The sequence below is a fragment of the Campylobacter concisus genome (assembly GCF_003048535.1).
GTDB lineage: Bacteria > Campylobacterota > Campylobacteria > Campylobacterales > Campylobacteraceae > Campylobacter_A > Campylobacter_A concisus_S.
Window position 1 is genome coordinate 122,411 of sequence record NZ_PIRQ01000006.1, and the last position, 17,780, is coordinate 140,190.

Here is a 17,780-nt window from a genome sequence, read left to right on the forward strand (position 1 = left end):
TTTCTACAATATTATATTGCAGTCACCTTTCATGAAATATAGCTTAATGTTTGTAGCAAAATAAAATTTTATGTAGCAAATTCTTAAGCTTGCAGTAATTTTAACACGTTTTTGTAAAATTTTTAAAAAACAAGTAAAATTTTTTAACGAATAATCTACTATAATATAATCTGTCACTTTGCCGGGTTAAATTTTTATCATAGTTTAAATAAAATAAGTATAGATGTATAGTAGAAATGGCGTTTGTAGCTATTGAATATTGGCTAAAAAATATTTTTGATGATTATTATACATTCATACCCCTAGCGATAAAACACAAAATAGAGATAGGCTGCATAAGCATCACGAGATCCTGCGTATGTCAAATACTGGCTACCATTTATAAAGATAAAAGAGTCAGAGTATTTAAAGGCAAAATTTGAGAATTTGTTTGGAGAGTATTTGGTGCGCAATTGATGATGATGCAATAATTTTTATTTGGTAATTTTAAGATATTTGTTTCGATTCCTCATATAAATACTAGCATTAAGTAATTCATAAGTATTTTTATGCTATACAATCAATTATAAGCAAAAACCCCTTGATATATCGTGCTTTTTAAAACATAAAATCATTTTTTTATTCTACTTACTATCAAATTCATTGACTCGACTATAAAAAAAGATTATAATGCTCACAATTTTTAAAAATAAAATATTTTTAACCAAAGGAGGTTAAGATGATCAAAATTAGTTAGAAGCAGAGGTTCTGTTTAAGTGTTAGAAAAGAACCTCTACGATAAATTTTAGCGTTTTTATTGTAACCGTTCTCTACTTTTAAACTACTTAAATAAGAACTTCATTAATACCAACCATATTGAGTTTATTGGGCAAACTATAGGTATGTCTATTTTGGTGAGATGGCTATTGCTGTCTTTATAAAATTTTAAAAAGTCATAGGAGAAAAACATGGCTAATAAAAAAATGCTTTTAAATGATTTAAAAGCTATCAGAAAAAATAAAATAAAACAGGAGATTAAACAAGCATGCATTGAAGCCTTGTTTCCACAAAAAGCTACGATCAAAGAGTGCAGGCTAGTAATCGAAGATCGTTTTGGTATCAAGCTATCAAATAATGAGTTTTCCAAATGGAAGAAAGAATATGAGGCAAAAAATGCAAACCAACCCTCTGATGCATGTCATATTCTCGGTTCCAAAGAAGACGAAAAAAACGATGAGGAACTAAGCAATGGCACTAACAATCAAGAGTAGTGATACAGCAGTTGCGGCAAACGCAGTAATTGCTCTACAAGAACATATCGAAATTGGTAATAAGGTTAGTGAAAATATTAGAAATAATATTGAACTTTTTAATCAAGCCGCAGATAGCTTTGATAAAAGCTTTAAAGAAAAAATAGAACTTATAGAGCAAGGAGGTATTGAACTTATAAATGCAACAAAAGAGATTCAAAACAACTTTCAAAATACTCTAAAGAGTGCAGATAAAACTATATCAAAGATTAACTCATCTTTTACCTCTTTGATGAAAAAGATAGCATATGTGTTAATTACCATTGTGTTTATAGAAGCACTCTTCTTTTTTGGCTACTTGTTTTATGATAGCCATAAGACAAATGAAACCAAATCTTCACTACAAAATAGGCTAGATAAAGCACTTTATAACGTGTCTAATCTTCAAGGCTTTATTATCCATATTTACAACCAAGATGGTCAAAAAGCTAGCGAGGATTTTACTAAATGGCTAAACACAAATGGTGACAGCAATGTTCAGTAGCAAGCAAATTTTTCTAATAGCAAGACACATACAATGTATGACACTTCGTTTTCATACCTTGTATAATCTTGCTCTGCCGAGGGCTACAATGCTAGATATAAGAAGCGTTAAAACGCTTCTTCTCGCTATCACATTTTATGAAAGGATATCATATGTCAAAAAATGTCAAGGATAAGGTGCTCTCCGCAAGGATCACTTATCAACAATACGATAAGCTATCTAAAATAGCCCTAGAGTTAGATATGTCAAGATCAGAAATCATTTCCTACCTTATAGATAATGGCACTGTAAATTCTGAATCCATAAAAAAGAAAGAGCTATATCCAGCAATCATTGCAAATTTTGCTAGACCTTTTAATAACATTAATCAAATAGCAAAGAAACTAAATATAGCTTATAAGACCAGTGGTAATATAGCTTTAGAAGTGATACTGCGAGCACAAGAAGATTTGTACAAAATTCAATCAATCCTAACTGAAATTTTAAGCCTAATAAGGAGTAGATATGATAGTTAAGATCTCAAAAGGAGAAAAGGGCATAGCTGATTATCTAAAAACTGGCAAGAAAAGAGATTCAAAGCTAACTAGAGATGAAAAAGATGATAGATTGCCACTGGCTGGGAATTTAGATCTTATCGAGATGTCTGAAAAGCACCAGAGCAATAAAAAGAGTAAAAAATATAACTACTATCACATATCCTTGTCATTTACTTCAGAGGAGTGGAGCAGACTATATGAAAGTGGCAATATAGATGAGCTTATAATGGATTTTTTGAGGCTCACTTTCCCAAATCACGACATAGATGAGCTACTTTTTTATGCTGAAGCTCATCTGCCTATAATCAAAGAAGAGCCATATATTCCTCGTCCAGAAGGGGCACTAGAAAACAGAGTATTAAATAAAAAACATAAAAATGGCGAACCGCTAAAAAGAGAGCCTCATATTCATCTGATAGTCTCTTTTGAAAATATGAAATTTACCCATAGTGTAAAAACCGGTGGAGTTATATATACAAAAGGTGCAGCCAAGCAACAAATAAAAGCTGTTATGGCTAAATCAGCAGAAAAATTTAAAAGAGTGGTTAATGACATCTTATCTAACAAGTATGGTCTAAATAATATAGAGCCTTTAGGTATGGATGAAGACCAACTAAATAAACAATATGAAAGCTTTAAAAGTGCAGCACAAAAGGTTAAGAAAGGCAAAGAAAAAGATACACAGATAAAGATAGAAACAGATGTTGTGATCGAGCCAAAAGCTAATACAAAAGAGCAAAATATAAGTGTTGAAGAGTTACTAGCTGATGCTAAAAATTCTACAGCTGATTATCTATTAAGAATGATAGAAGAAGATGAGAGTTTCAAAAAAGACTATTATGATAGGGCAAAGAGGCTTAACGCAATGGATATAAGAGAATTTTTGCCTATGATCAATGCAAAATTTAACATTACCGCAAAACCTGAAATGGTAAATGACAAATATAAAGTAAGAGTGGATGGTTTTAATGGAACTTATAATCTAACTGACCTAATGTGTAAGATAGTCTATAATGGCAGAAAAGGAGCGTTGTTTCACGTAGTTAATGAGCTAGAGCAAATGCTTATAGAGCTTGAGGCCAATAAAAATGAGCCAAAGATAACATTAAGTGTAAGTAGTGACTTTGGCACGCCAAATAAAGACCCAAAAGCTCAAGTGTTAAATAGCTGGAAAACGATACAAATAGAGCCATACAATCTAAAATCAATACTTAAAAACTATTCAGCTATATCAGTGGCAAGTTTCAAAGATAAAAGTGAAGAAGCTAGCAGTATTGATGGCATAACTCCTACGCTTATATATGATATAGATAACTCTAAATTTACTGCAAATGATGCTCAAAATTTACTACAAAGTAAAGGAATAAAAGGCTTCATACACCCAACCACCTATCAAGCGCCAGACACAAAAGTAGAGAAATTTAAACTCATCATACCCACAACAAAGACTCCAAGCTTAAATGAATATGATGAATACATAAAAGAGATAACAAGAGAGCTTGGGTTATGTAACATAGTAAATAACTCCAGCTTGCATCCTAGTAAATTTCACTACACTCCAGTGCCAGGATCTGAACTTGTAAGCATTAGTGGAAAAACTTTTGATAATACAAGAGCCATTGAAGATGCTGGCTTAAAAACAGATATTAATAATATGGATATTAAAGCCATATATGAAGATTTACAAAATCTAAGAAAATATGAGCTTGGTCATGAAACAAAAGATACCAACTCACATATTAAAAGAACAAGCTACCAAGCTATATCATCAAAGATTCCGATAAAAGAGTTAATAGAATACTTTGAAGAAAACACTATGGTTAAAAAATATGAAGATTGTCAAATACTTTTTAATAATAACAGTAGATATCTATACTTGCCAGAAGAAAACACAGCCTATTCTTTTAACCAAAATAGACACTATACTCCATATATCTACATTAGAGATAAATTTTATGAAGCAGCTAGAAAGATAAAAACTGGATTTTATGATGATGACGATCTCATTAAAAAGCTAGGTATTACACAAAATGAATATGAAGGCTTCGTAAAAGGCATCGATTACCATCTAGATATAAATAGATACTATTTAGCTTTTATAAATAGAACCGAAAACTTTAAAAAATATCTATCAGATATAGTTCGAATTAACTACCAAGGCCTAATTTATAACATAAAAACCTATATGAAAAATTGGCAGGATATGCAAGGTTTTAATAAGCTAAAGGAGCGTTATAAAACAGATAAGATATATCTAACAAATGATCATATATCTTTTGGTTCACTAAAAATAACAAAGCAAGAGCTATACGATCAAGGACTTGATAAGAACTTTGGGATAGAGCAAACAAAACAACCATCAAATATAATAGAGACCAAAGAACAGAATATAAAGTCAGGATATGATAGTTTGGAGAGGTAGACTATTACGAGCTGTTATAGAAGCCAAATTATTAGCCATCTCTCACCCCATAAATCCAAACGGCAATGCAAACATATCATCATCTAGCTTCATAGCCGTATCTCCAGCATAAAAAACTATGCCCTTATCAAATTTATTTTGTAAATTCTCTTTTAAGTGGTAGATATGCTTAAAGTCATCTTTGCTGATAGTTTTTGAGGATTTGACCTCTATGGCTATGAGCTTACCCAATATCTCAAGGATAAAGTCTATCTCTTTTTGATCGCTCGTTCGGTAGTAGTATATATTGGCTCGTTTTTTACTACTAGTATTTGCTTTTAGAAGTTCGTCAAATACAAATGTTTCATATATTGCGCCTTTGTATGGCGAGCTAGCAAGCTCATTTGGTGATGAAATTTGTAGCAGATGCGATAGTACTCCGGTGTCAGTAGCAAAAATTTTAGGTGTTTTTATAAGCCTTTTTAGAGCATTATTAAAATACGGCTGAAGCTTTTGGATCTGGTATGTATGCTCCAGCACGCTAAAATAGCTATCAAATGTCTTATTATCAAGCCCAGACTCCAAGCATAGCTCGTTTTTGTTAAAGATATTGCCACTTCTTAGCATACACAATCGGTACATAGTGATAAATTTATCCATATTTCTTATGTTACCTATCTCTTTGGCGTCTGATTCTATATATGTTCTTATATATGAGCTAAACCAGAGATATTTTGATTTTTCAGAGCTTATCTTTGTGATCTCTGGGTAACCGCCATTTATGATCTTTTCAGATAAGCCGTCGTTGTCATATTTTCTAAACACCAGATGGCCTATATCGCTACTTAAAATATCTATCAGATTTTCATCACTATGACTTAACTCTTTTTGAGAAAGCGGGTAAAGCTCTACTATGCCTATCCTGCCAGCAAGCGAGTCGGATATATCTTTAAAGCCTTTTAAATTTGCAGAGCCAGTTAGTATGAACTGCCCATTTGTTCTATCTTTATCTACAAATTCTTTTATGGCAACAAGCAGTATTGGTACTCTTTGTATCTCATCTATCACGATAGGCTTATTACAGTGCTCTATAAAGCCTTTGGGGTCGTTTCTTGCGGATTCATATATGTTTATATCGTCAAGCGTTACGTAGTTTGGTATCTCTAAATTTAAAGCAAGGGTTGATTTACCAACCTGTCTAGCCCCGCTTATCAAAAGCACTGGAAAGCTTTTCATATACTCTTTTATCTCATTGGCTATGGCTCGTTTTATATACATAGTGCTTTATCCTTAAATATTTAGGAGTATAATACTATAATATATAAAATTTTACAAGGATGGTTTGGTTAAGATAATTGTATATTTAAATTTAATTCGAACTAAAACTGGTAAGATTAAGTCAGCCACTGTTATTTTTTATCACACTGAGTATTTTATTGGTAGGGTTTTAAGCAATATCACCTCAGATCTTAATATTGACAAATGGCAGTTAAATTTTCCCTCAAAAGGAGCAGCGCAATAACCATTTTTGGAATATTGCACAGGCTCTTTTATGCTGCGACCTAACTTACCAATAAATTTTTACCTCATAACTTTATCCAGTAGCGATTTGTAGCTATCTACTACGTCATAGACCACACTATCACTACTTATAGCCTTAAAATGCTCCTTTGCGCAGTGGATTTTAGACTTTTCGACTTGGCGAAGCTGCATAGAGTTCATAGACCCATTGGTCTCTGCAACAAAATAAATATGCTTAATATTGCCCTCATAAAACGCGATCGCCCAGTCGGGGTTGTATTTTCTCACAGGCGTGCTTATATAAAGCCACTTGGAAGCTTAACATAAACCGCAACGTCCTTGCTTGCATCTAGTTCCATTGCAAAATTCTTCTCATTCGTCGAGTCATATACGACATGATCGTAAAGATGTTTTTTTATTTTAACTGCATTTTTTTCAAGCTGACCTTTTATCGTAGGATCCGTAAAAACCGCGGTATCGTATTTTTCATCTAGCGCATTATAAGTAATATGCTGTATAATCGCCGTCGCTTTTTCATCATTCTTAAGAGCAGCTGCTTTTCTTTGAGAATTTTAGATTCTAACGCTAAAATTTGCCTTTGTAAAAGCTCCTTTTGCTCCAACCTAGCTACAGACTCTTTGAGGCTTTCGCCTAAAATCAAATTTTGTAATTTATCGCCAGCTATTTGACGAATAAAATTTTCATAGGCTGTGTCAAGATTTAAGCTTTCTAGCTTTAAATGCAAATCTTGCTTGTTTTGCCAGTCGGTATAGTAGTAAGAATTTACTTTAAAAGCCATATTTCCAGATATAGTGGCCTCTTTGTAGCTAATGCAAACTTTATATCTGTCTTGGTACTCTAAGATAAAACTATATGATATGGCGCCAGCCTATCTATGTGGCGCAATAGCTCACCATCTAGGCTTGGGCTCTTTAAAGATACCTCAAAGACTTCGAACTCTTTTGCGAGATCGCCAGCTGCAAGATTGATAGTTGAGGACGCAATTTTATTGCTCCAAATAATTTTATCTACTTGCCCTATGAATATTTTTTTCAAAGCAGATGATATCTCTAAATTCTAAGTTCTATCTTACATGTTTTATAATCCATATTAGCAAGATTAATTTTAACTTTTTTATCCACAGTGAACAATTCTCTTATTAATTATAAGGTAACTAATAAATCGTGTGGTTTCTAATATACTAAAATAGACTCAAAGGTCGTTATAGCACTCAAAAAAGGATAAAGAATATAGAATAAGTTTTAGAAAATCTGATTAAAATTTTAAAGATCAATAAGATAAATTATCATAGAATAGTGAAATATCGTTTTGGATAAGTTCGAGATGATATTTAATAGGAAACAATATGAAATTTAAAGATTTTAAAGAAAAAAACAGTAGCAACTATGACTTTTTCACAGCTGATGAGATGAGCTATAAAGAATTTGTAAAACTAAGCTTTGAAGAGTTCTTAGCTAACGACAACAGCTCCAAATGGCAGCTTAGTATAGATGACAAGAGGTTTGACTCGTTTCCAAATTTCACCCAAAAACATCAAATTTGCATATCGAATTTAGACTATGAAGATAATGTTTTTCAGTTTAGAATTTGCTCTGAAAATAACGTATCAAGCCTTGGCTACCGCATGTTTACGAGCTTTGATAGCATACATAAAGACTTTGTCACAGACGATATTAAGCACTCTGATGAAGTTATGATGGCCCTAAAGCTTGGCGAGCTTAAAGAGTTTCCTTGCATATCAAAATGCGGCTGGTGGATCAAAGATATCTGGCGAGATATGTATCCTATCTTAGACGAGACTAACAGCGAGGAATTTGTAGCTGGCATTATAAAAAACGAATTTACCAAAAAGATGACCGAGATAAATGAGTGCCTAAAAAACGCTCAAGATGGCTGCAAGCTTGACGAAATTATTGCTAAACTAAAAGATAAAATCAACTAAATTTAGAAATTTCCACCCACAGCACAAGAGCTAGCTGGATATGAAGTAAGTCCGTAGTCAGCCGACTCCACGTTATAAAAGTCCAAATTTGCACTTCGTGAGATGATATATTCAAAGCCTTTTTGATTTAGCTCGATCAAAATTTCAAGCTCCGTATCTCTTTTGCAGACTATGCTTTCAAAAAAGTGAGAGAAGAAAGAAATTTTGGTATTTTCCTTTTGCATTGAGTGATTTAGCATGAGCTCCATGTTGCTAAAAATTTTAAAGATTGTTTGATTTGTCTCAAATTTACCAAATCTAGCATAATAATTTTGCAAATTTGCGTCATTTAGTACGATGTTTTTGGTGCAGTTTTTAGTGATCTGCTCGTAAATAAGACCAAAAAGCTCAATAGAGGCATTTTGATTATCCATCACTCTATTTTCGTGATTTGTGACTACTACAAAGCCATCTTTTATCTCGTATTTTTCATTTTTATAATAAAAGCTAACATTTGCCACCTCTTGCTCAAAGCGCTTTTTATAAGCAAAAGAGAGATAGTTTAAAACGCCCATTTTATCGATAATAGCCGAGCTTCTTACGCCACCATCTAGCTCGTGCTGCATGAAGTATCTTATGAAGCTACCTTGCTCTATATCAAAGCTATTTAAATACTCGATCTTATCAAGATAGATGCAGCGGTAAAGCTTTACAAATTCTGGATTTAGCCTAACATTTATCTCATCTTGTAGCTCGCCATATTTGTCGGTTTGCTCTGCATCTATAAATTCGATTATATTCATCTGCTTTTCGATCTTGTCTTTAACAAAGATCGAAATTTTCACGTCCTGCATCTCATAAAAGCACTTTATCGTATCGGTGGCACTTTTTGTGATATCTGTTTTAAATTTCTTAGCAAGCTCTGCTTTTTTAAGGGTGAGTGAAAAGTCGCCATTTTTTAGTTTATTTTGTGAGTACAAAAGATAGAGTAGCTGCTCATAGACCATGAGATGTGAGTAGGTTAAAAATGTATTATCCACCACGATGACGTAGTAGCAACGCGTTATAGAGTACCTTTTATTATTTTGCAAAAATTCATCATAAATTTTTAATTTGCTTGGGGATTTACATACCTTAAAAACATCATATGATTCTAAAAATATATTTTCCATTACTGCCCCTTTTTACCTTTGCAAAAATATTACATAACTATTCTTTAAGCTAATTTGAATTTACAAACTAACTAATAAAAATAATTCTATAAAAATTAATATTAATTTAATTAAATATAGATTAATTATATAAAATATTTTTGTATAAATCTATTTTTATTTACAAATTTTTATTTTATAAAGTAGAAATTAGCTATAAAAATATATTTTTTAAACTAAATTTAATAAATATAGTTATATTATTTTTCTCAGATAAGCATGCTTAGATTTTAAAATTTACAAATTGGGAGCTCAAAATGGAATTTCTAATTTTGACGCTATTTCTGATCAGTGGTCTTATCTTATATATAAAGCCGCAGATGAAAAAAATAGCAACGTCCTGCTTGGCTTTGGGGTGCGTAATACTGGTTGCACTAGAGTTTTACGTAAATTTATGGGTAGTCTTGCCAATAGGCAACTTTTAGGAGGGCAAGATGCAAACGAAACAAAATGAAATCCCAGCAAACGAACAAGGCTTTTTCAACCTTATGTCACTAGCCATCACCGCTCTTGTGGCACTTCCAGTTGGTATCGCCTGCTTGGTGCTTGGCTTTGGACTAGGTGATAACCCTTGCATAATGTGCTGGGCCGAGAGGATCACGATGATAGCTATCAGCCTAATAGCACTTTTCATCATCAGGTACGGACTAAAGCCTGGCTATCTGGCAGCACTTTTACTAATGGCTTGCTGGGGCATATTTAACGGCTTTATCCACTACAGCCTAGATGGAACATTTGGTGGCTATCTTGACATCAAACAAGGTTTTGGCCTTGAAATTTTAGGTGCCCACACTCAGTTTTGGGTTATGGTTGTTGATTTTTGTGTGATCATATTTTTGGCTCTTATATTTTTGTTTAGCAAAAACTTAGGCCTTATAATGCAAAAAAGCTCAAATGGCGAATACGGCGACTTTCTAAGCTACTTGCCACTTGGCAAATTTGCAAATTTGGTCTTTATCGTGATCATACTTGCAAACTGCGTTCAAGCCTTTATAGCTTCTGGTCCACCACCATATCTAGGATCTAGCACACCACCTAGAATGAGCATCGATCCTTCAAAATGGTTCTGGGAAAAAGACCACTGGGATAGCTCACTTGACTTTAGATTTGACTGGAACCCTGAGCTTCCAGACCTAGTAAAGTAAGGAGTAAAAGATGAGAAAGATAATATTTTTTATCGCATTAGCAAGCCTTGCTTTTGGTTTTAGCTTTGACATGGATAGCAAAAATGGAGCTATCCAAAACATAAAAGAGTTAGGCCTTAAAGATACGCTCACTCTAAATTTGCAAAATGATAATGCAATAACTGGAGCTGACTACGATGAAGGCAAAAAGCAGTTCGCTCTTGTCTCAAACGACAATGAATTTTACATCGCAGATGAGAATTTAAAGCCTCTAAGTTATGCTAAGCACGACCGCCATTTTATAATGGAGATGGAAGCAACAGTCGGAGCTACTTGGTACAAAAAAGAGCTTGGCATGATAAGTTACAACAAGACTTTTGTCTTCTATGAGCCAGCTAGCAACCTTAGTAAAGATGAGCAAAATAGCCAGTGGAGGCACCTATTGGCTGGATATGACGCGTGGAAGCTAAATGACCTTGGTAACAAGGGCAGATTTTCTACCATTAGATCAAAACAGCAGTACATCTTAGGCTGGGACTACCTAGAAAGTGAGAATAAATTTTTCACAGCTAGCGTGCCAAATGACGTTAGAGACTACTGGAGTGTCGCTATATTTGACGGCGACGATAAGATGATCTTAGAAGAATTTGTACCAAAAGCTGGAGCAAATTTACAGCTAAAAGAGGGTAGAAATTTAAACAACTACTACATTACTGGCATTGACGTAGAGCCCGATGCGCTCTATCTTTTAAGCAAAAATTTCTCAACTATTTTAAAGTTAAATTTGACCACCAAAGAGATAGACGAGGCGTTTAGTTTTAGTGGGGTAAATAACCCAAGAGCATTAGCGATCAAAGATAATAAATTTTACATCTTCTCACGAGAAGGCAAAGAGAATAAAGTTTTTATCTTTGAGATGAAATAGCCATCAAATTTAAGGAGAAAACATGCAAAGACGTTCTTTCCTAAAAGGCACCGGAGCAGCTCTAGCAGCAGCTGGAACAGCTCCTAGTCTATTTGGTATGGAGCAATTTGAGGTGGATTTTAACCCAAAATCCTATAAGAACGAGGAAAATGTAGAGTACCACTACCTAACCTGTCCTAGAAACTGCCGTGATGCCTGTTCGATGATCGCTGAGATCAAAGACGGCAAAATGGTAAGCATAAAAGGCGATCCAAAACACCCTCTAACGCAAGGCACAGTCTGCGTCAAGGGTCACACCTACGCCATGCACCTATATAACGCCGACCGTATCATGCACCCTATGAAAAGAGTCGGCAAAAAGGGCGAAGGAAAATGGGAAAAGATAAGCTGGGATCAAGCCCTAAAAGAGATAGCCGCAAAGCTAACTGAGATAAAAGAGAAATTTGGCGGCGAGGCTTTGACTGAGTTTGTCTACTCTGGCAACGAAGGACATATCTCGAAAACTATCGCACCGGGAAATTTCTTTGAAAAATATGGAGCCACAAGGCTTGTTAGAAACCCTTGTGACTGGCCAAGATACGCGGGTACTCCTAGCGTTATAGGTACTGACTTCTCAAAAGATGCACTTGAGATCGATGAGAGTGATATGTACATTAGCTGGGGATCAAACGAAGCTTACACAGCCGTACACTGGATAAGATTTGCTCACCGCGTTAAAAAAAGAGGCGGAAAGATCATCGTTATAAATACGATAAGAATTCCTCTTGCAAACCAAGCTGATATGTTTATCCAGCTAAAACCATCTAGTGACCCTGCATTTTGTCTAGCGGTCTGTAAATTTTTAATAGAAGAAGATCTATATGATCATGAATTTGTAGAAAAATACACAACAGGCTTTGAAGATCTAGTGCACGAGTGCTCACTCTATACCTATGGCGAGCTATCTGAGATGTGCGGAGCAAGTGTGGATCAGATAAAAGTCTTTGCTAGAGAGTACGCTCACGCAAAAGCACCAGCTATCATGCACGGCGACGGCGGACAAAGACACTTTAACGGAGCAAGACTTGTTCGTGCGGTTACATTTTTACCAGTTTTAACTGGCGCCTTGACAAAGCTTGGTGGCGGACTATTTTGGGCATATGTGCATGTAAAAGGCTGCTTTAATTTCGACAACTGTATGCCAGACCTATCTCCAAAAGATAAAGATGGCAAAAAGATAGAAAGACAGCAAGTAAGCTATATAGAATTTGGTAAAGGCATACAAAAAGAAAATCCAACATATCTTGACAAGCCTATAAACACGGTCATTAGAGCATGTATCAACTACAACTCAAATTTAATGGTAACAGCGCCAAATACAAATTTGATCAAAAAACGCATAATGGACGATGACTTCTTCTTAGTTGTCCTTGATCCATATGATATCGATACTTGCGACTATGCTGACTATGTGCTACCTGGTGTTACATTTATGGAGAGTGAGGATATCCAAAACGACCAAATTTCTGGATATGTTTGTTACAACGCTCAAAGTGTAAAACCTCTTGGCGAAGCTAAGACAAATTTAGAGTTCTTCAACGCTCTTGCAAAAGCGATGGGCTATACAGAAGAGTGCTTTAACTGGGATAGCGAAACAGTTTGCAGACGCTTTTTGGATACAGAATTTGCCAAAAAACAAAACATCACCTATGAAAAACTAAAATCAGTCGGCTGGATCAAGCCATTTAGAACGCCTGAAACGATGAAAGATCAGTTCCCGTACTACCCTTATACACCAAAAGACAAACTAATATTTGGTACAAAGAGTGGAAAATGCGAGCTTTACTCACAAACCTTTAAAGACGCAGGATATCATCCAGTAATAGACCTTGAAACTGACTGGGACTACTATGAAAAGAGCAATAAATTTGGAAAAGACTATCTCAAAAAATATCCGCTTTATTTCATGACGCCAGGTACTCAGCTCCAAGACAACTCAAACTGGGGCAATATGCCTTATATCCTAAAAAGGGTTATCGTTAAAGGCAATGCTGAGTTATTTATGACACGTGAAGATATGGAGGCTCGCGGTATCAAAAACGGAGACACAGTTGAGGCAACAAATGAAAAGGGAACAGCCGTCTTTACAGCAGTCGAGACAAATCAAATGAACCCAGGCATAGTCTATGCGTGGAACAACATCTGGGTAAAAGTGACTAAATCAAGAACTGGGGCAAATATACTTTGCTCTGATGGCGTTAGTGACCTAGGAAATGGCTCAACCTATACAGCTAGCTTTTGTGAAGTAAAAAAAGCAGCTAAACAAGAGATGTAAAGGGGTCTAAGATGAAAAGAAAACAAGGTTTTTTATTTGATTATAACTTTTGTATAGGCTGCAAGGCTTGTGAAATTTCATGTCAAGTCTATCACAACCAAGATCCAGATATAAACTGGAGACATGTTGATGGTCTTATGATACATGAAGATGGCATAGAAAAAGAGATCTTTATAACTCACTCTTGCCATCACTGCGACGAGCCAGCCTGTATGGATGTCTGCCCAGTTGGGGCTTATATCAAGCTAGAAAATGGCGTCGTACAGCCACTTCATGATAAGTGCATAGGCTGTGGATACTGCTTGATGGCTTGCCCTTACGGCTCTATCACAAAAGGCAAAGATGGCAAGGCTCAAAAGTGCAATCTCTGCGCTGAAAAACTTGAGCGTGGCGAAGAACCAGCTTGTGTGGCGGGCTGTCCATGTGGAGTACTAAAACTAGTTGATAGCAACGTCAGCGATAGCGCTGGTATGCAAAAAGAGATGCCAGGCTTTAAGCACTTCTTTACCAAGCCAAATATCCGCTTTTATCCAAGAATGAAGCGAAATGAATTCATACACTAAAGAGTAAAAGATGGATAAGGTCAAAGAAAAGCTTAGTGTTAGCCTTAGTGTTGAAGACTTTTTAAGGCGATTTTTCTTAGTGGAGCTTAGAGAGCAAAATTTAGATGAGCTCATAAGCCTAAGCCTTAATTTTAGTGATAAATTTAAAAATCACGACTTCATACTTTGGCTAAATAAGTGTAAAGATGATCTAAATTTGCTAGACGAGCTAAGATATGAATTTAATAGGCTTTTTGTAGGGCCAAGACACCCAAAAGCTGAGCCATATGAGTCGGTTTATTTTGATTATAAAACGATGTTTGGCGAGAAGACTATGCAGGTACGAAGCTTTTATGAAAGCTCTGGACTAAAGCTTAGTAAAGAGCAGTTTGATAAATTTCCAGATGACTTCATCGGATACGAGCTGCAATACCTTTACTTTCTAAGTTTCAATGCCTTACAAGCAGACGAAAAAGAGAAAATGGATGAAATTTTACATAAAAAATATGACTTCATCCGCACTCATCCGTTTGAGTGGTTTTATAAATTTAGCTCTCGCTGTAAGGAAGCTACAAATTTAGAAGCTTATGTGAGCTTTGCTGATTTTTTAAATTTATATCTTGAAAACGAGATAGAGCAATCAAGAGCTCTTCTAACTTTTAAGAGTTAAAGGATAGATAATGGAACAAACAACTTGGGGATGGCTCATAGTCATCTATCTATTTTTGGGCGGTTTAGGCGCCGGGGCATTTTTGTGCTCGGCTTTGGCTTATAAGGGCTTTTTGGGCTCGTTAAACGAGAGATTTTATAAATTCGGCTTTCTGCTAGCACCCGTTGCGGTAATAATAGGAACTGCGCTTTTGCTATTTGACTTGGCACCGAGCGCCGCGATAAATCCTCTTAAAATTTTACAGCTCTATACGCGCCCGGTTTCGATGATGAGCATAGGTACGTATCTACTTACGTTTTTCATCGTAGTCAGCGTTTTGGTGCTTTTGCAGATCAAGAAGAGTGGTAAAATTTGCGATATGATGCTCACGCTCGGAGCTATTTTGGCGCTTGGAGTGATGGGATATACGGGGCTGCTGCTTTACGTCGTAAAGGCGATCCCGCTTTGGGCAAGCGTGTGGCTGCCGATTTTATTTACGATATCCGCGATCTCTACAGGGCTTAGCGCAAATGCCGCCGCTACGCTAAATGCGGGGCACGGGCTAAGCCACTGCGCGCATAAATTTCACGTCGTTTTAGTCGCACTTGAGATTGTTGCGGTGCTAGCGCTATTTGCTAGCGTGAGAAGCGAGGCTGCGGGCATGGCTAGCGTGACTAAGATAGTCAGCGGCTCGCTTGCGCCGATGTTTTGGATAGGCTTTGTCGTGTTTGGGCTTGCTTTGCCGCTGCTAGGCGGAAGCAAATTTATGCTTCGCAGCTGCAGCGTGAATGCGGACGGCAGTGTCTGCGCGCACGGTGGCGAGGAGGTAAAAAGCTGTGTTTATAACGAATACGGCGTGCTTGTGGGCGGCTTTTGCCTAAGAGCATTTATCGTACTCGGCGCGGTATATATATTTTAGTTTCTCCCTTTTTCTGATACTTGGGTCGGATGAAAGTCCGACCTTTTTAAATTTAGCTTTAAAATGCAATTTCAGATGGATTGCTAAAAGCGACGTAGCGTTAAGCGACTCTTGATTTTAAATAGGCCACCTGAAAATTATTGATAAGCTATTTTTATTTATAAATTACTCTAATTTTTTCAGCGAAACTTTCTGATATATGGAACTCACTAGATTTAATATGTTTTAACGCTTGAAATGGCTTACCTGATTTGCCGCAATTATATCCAAGCTCCTGCTCAATATCGTTTACAAGCTCTACAGATAAGCCTAGTTCATTATTTATTTCATCTAAAATTGCTTTGGTTGCAGAATCTGCCGCACCTATTGCTTGCTCTGATTTATTTTCTTGATGATCTTTGTCATATACCGAAACGTATGGAATCTTAAATTTGTTCATTAACTTAATGTATAAAGGAATATTTTGTTTTGAACCACAATCGATAACAGTATAACTATGCTTGAACACTCCCAACTTATCTGCTAATGCAGGAAGAATCACTTTATCAGTTTGTCCTTCAACTAAAATAACTTTTTCAGCAAAAAATAATTCACCTCTATCTGGATTAATCCAATAAGACAAATTCCATTCATTCTTTTGGTTTCCATCAAATAGATCCTCCTCGCATTGAGTTACTTTACTACCATATTGCTCATTTTCTTTCTTAATAATGTAAATAGATTTATATTTATCAATACTAATAAGATTACTCGAATGCGTACATAAGATGACTTGATTTCCACTAGTAGATAATTCAACAAAACTGTCAAATAAAGATCTTTGTGCTTGTGGATGTAGATATAATTCAGGCTCTTCAAAAATAAAATAGCGAGATTTTGAAACTTTTCGATTTGTTGTTTCAGAATCCTGATTAGATTGCAACTGGCGTTTTGCGATTAACTGAATTAACGCAATTGTTACTGCACGTTGTAAACCATGTCCTTTACGAGCAATATCCGTGCGTGTGCCATCATTAATCCATACTGAAGCATTCGATTTTAGAACAGAATCGATATCTGGAATATTCAATTCAATATCAAAATAAGCATTCCAAGATAATAATTCCTTTGATAATTCATTCTCTAAATCAGATAATTGCTTTGGTCTTTCTGTATTCTCAACTCCATTAATGTATTTACTGAATTTAGAGAATAAATTAGCTAATTGTTGTTTTGTTCCTTGCCAATCTTCATTATGCTGAGACATAGTTTCCACGACTTCTCCCAGTAATTTACCGAAAACGCTGGTATCTTTTGATGCGAAGTCATCCGCAGCATTTTTTATTGCAGGCAAGAAATAAACTTCCCCAAAAATCCCTTTTGCAACAGATTTAAGCCCCATAAAATTTGTTTTTTCCAGTTCGTAGCTAAAAGTTAGATTTCTAATATTTGATTGAATATACTTTTGTTGTGCTTCTATTATCTGTTGTTTACTTAATCTTCCAGTAGGTGGTAAATATGGGTAAAAGGGTAAGCTATTAGCGGTTTCACGACTCGTATAATTTCCTGCATTTTCTTCTTTTAAATAATCTTCCAAACAAGTTTGTATCCATCCTTTGTATTCAAAACTTCCTCCTAAATAAGCTACTTTTCTGACTTTAATTGTTTCTTGTTGGGTTACATATTTCTCAAAAGTTTTCTTGTCTTGATCATCAAGCTCAGAAAACTCAATATCCACAAAAAGATCTTCTGCTCCTTGGGAAAAATCTAAGTCTTGATGTTTAATTTCGCCAAAAAAGAATAGAATAGCTGATAATAAATTAGATTTACCATGATTATTTTGTCCAATAATAATCATCAAATCTTGTGCCGTAACTTTAAGCTCTTTAATAGAGCGCCAATTTTTTATTTCAAGTGTTTTAATTTTCATATTTACTCCTCAAT

15 protein-coding genes and 2 pseudogenes are annotated in these 17,780 nt (G+C 35.4%); 12 read left to right on the forward strand and 5 right to left on the reverse strand.

The genetic code is table 11. From position 1 onward, the window contains the following. The first annotated feature begins 947 nt into the window (after positions 1–947). From CVS93_RS06980 to CVS93_RS06995, 4 genes are all read left to right on the forward strand, one after another. A complete protein-coding gene (locus CVS93_RS06980) occupies positions 948–1,250 on the forward strand; it encodes a hypothetical protein (protein ID WP_035142770.1) in 303 nt (100 codons plus the stop codon). Beyond that, positions 1,228–1,773, forward strand: coding sequence for a hypothetical protein (locus tag CVS93_RS06985; RefSeq protein WP_107687083.1), 546 nt, complete (start codon positions 1,228–1,230; stop codon positions 1,771–1,773). The genes CVS93_RS06980 and CVS93_RS06985 overlap by 23 nt, the downstream gene beginning before the upstream one ends. A 152-nt stretch (positions 1,774–1,925) precedes the next feature. Next, positions 1,926–2,288 (forward strand): plasmid mobilization relaxosome protein MobC, encoded by a 363-nt coding sequence (gene mobC, locus CVS93_RS06990; protein ID WP_107687084.1) that lies wholly within the window; start codon positions 1,926–1,928, stop codon positions 2,286–2,288. Then, complete coding sequence (locus CVS93_RS06995) at positions 2,278–4,731, forward strand: aminotransferase (protein WP_107687085.1); 2,454 nt, start codon at positions 2,278–2,280, stop codon at positions 4,729–4,731. The genes mobC and CVS93_RS06995 overlap by 11 nt, the downstream gene beginning before the upstream one ends. Positions 4,732–4,773: 42 nt before the next feature. Here the strand turns inward: CVS93_RS06995 and CVS93_RS07000 are convergent, their stop codons facing one another. The 3 genes and pseudogenes from CVS93_RS07000 to CVS93_RS07015 form a co-directional block, all read right to left on the reverse strand. After that, positions 4,774–5,988: an ATP-binding protein gene (locus CVS93_RS07000; RefSeq protein WP_107687086.1), complete on the reverse strand. Its 1,215-nt coding sequence runs from the start codon at positions 5,986–5,988 to the stop codon at positions 4,774–4,776. Between the two features lie 303 nt (positions 5,989–6,291). Beyond that, positions 6,292–6,590: pseudogene (locus CVS93_RS07010) on the reverse strand (hypothetical protein). Positions 6,591–6,721: 131 nt separating this feature from the next. Continuing rightward, positions 6,722–7,287, reverse strand: a pseudogene (locus CVS93_RS07015) (DUF4391 domain-containing protein). 310 nt (positions 7,288–7,597) lie between these two features. Between CVS93_RS07015 and CVS93_RS07025 the strand changes: the two are divergent. After that, positions 7,598–8,194, forward strand: a complete 597-nt coding sequence (locus CVS93_RS07025; RefSeq protein WP_107687089.1) for an effector protein — start codon at positions 7,598–7,600, stop codon at positions 8,192–8,194. A 2-nt stretch (positions 8,195–8,196) separates the two neighbouring features. On the opposite strand, the gene CVS93_RS07030 is transcribed toward CVS93_RS07025, so the two are convergent. Further along, on the reverse strand, positions 8,197–9,345 hold the full coding sequence (locus tag CVS93_RS07030) for a hypothetical protein (protein WP_107687090.1): 1,149 nt from the start codon (positions 9,343–9,345) through the stop codon (positions 8,197–8,199). Positions 9,346–9,641: 296 nt separating this feature from the next. On the opposite strand from CVS93_RS07030, the gene CVS93_RS09840 reads away from it, so the two are divergent. From CVS93_RS09840 to nrfD, 7 genes are read left to right on the forward strand one after another with little or no spacing between them, the layout of a single operon-like run. Beyond that, positions 9,642–9,809: a hypothetical protein gene (locus CVS93_RS09840; protein WP_169748866.1), complete on the forward strand. Its 168-nt coding sequence runs from the start codon at positions 9,642–9,644 to the stop codon at positions 9,807–9,809. 9 nt (positions 9,810–9,818) lie between these two features. Continuing rightward, positions 9,819–10,529: a disulfide bond formation protein B gene (locus CVS93_RS07035; RefSeq protein ID WP_084110001.1), complete on the forward strand. Its 711-nt coding sequence runs from the start codon at positions 9,819–9,821 to the stop codon at positions 10,527–10,529. 10 nt (positions 10,530–10,539) lie between these two features. Next, positions 10,540–11,433 (forward strand): hypothetical protein, encoded by an 894-nt coding sequence (locus CVS93_RS07040; RefSeq protein WP_103628520.1) that lies wholly within the window; start codon positions 10,540–10,542, stop codon positions 11,431–11,433. A gap of 22 nt (positions 11,434–11,455) precedes the next feature. Continuing rightward, positions 11,456–13,747, forward strand: coding sequence for a molybdopterin-dependent oxidoreductase (locus CVS93_RS07045; protein WP_084110003.1), 2,292 nt, complete (start codon positions 11,456–11,458; stop codon positions 13,745–13,747). An 11-nt stretch (positions 13,748–13,758) separates the two neighbouring features. Continuing rightward, positions 13,759–14,310: a 4Fe-4S dicluster domain-containing protein gene (locus CVS93_RS07050; RefSeq protein ID WP_012140509.1), complete on the forward strand. Its 552-nt coding sequence runs from the start codon at positions 13,759–13,761 to the stop codon at positions 14,308–14,310. Positions 14,311–14,320: 10 nt separating this feature from the next. Further along, positions 14,321–14,959, forward strand: coding sequence for a molecular chaperone (locus CVS93_RS07055; protein ID WP_103631105.1), 639 nt, complete (start codon positions 14,321–14,323; stop codon positions 14,957–14,959). Between the two features lie 10 nt (positions 14,960–14,969). Then, the gene (nrfD, locus tag CVS93_RS07060) at positions 14,970–15,857 is read left to right on the forward strand and encodes an NrfD/PsrC family molybdoenzyme membrane anchor subunit (protein WP_107687091.1); all 888 of its coding nucleotides are present in this window, start codon (positions 14,970–14,972) and stop codon (positions 15,855–15,857) included. Between the two features lie 154 nt (positions 15,858–16,011). Here nrfD and CVS93_RS07065 read toward each other — a convergent pair whose 3' ends face one another. Beyond that, positions 16,012–17,766, reverse strand: coding sequence for an ATP-dependent nuclease (locus tag CVS93_RS07065; protein ID WP_107687092.1), 1,755 nt, complete (start codon positions 17,764–17,766; stop codon positions 16,012–16,014). Between the last annotated feature and the right edge of the window lie 14 nt (positions 17,767–17,780).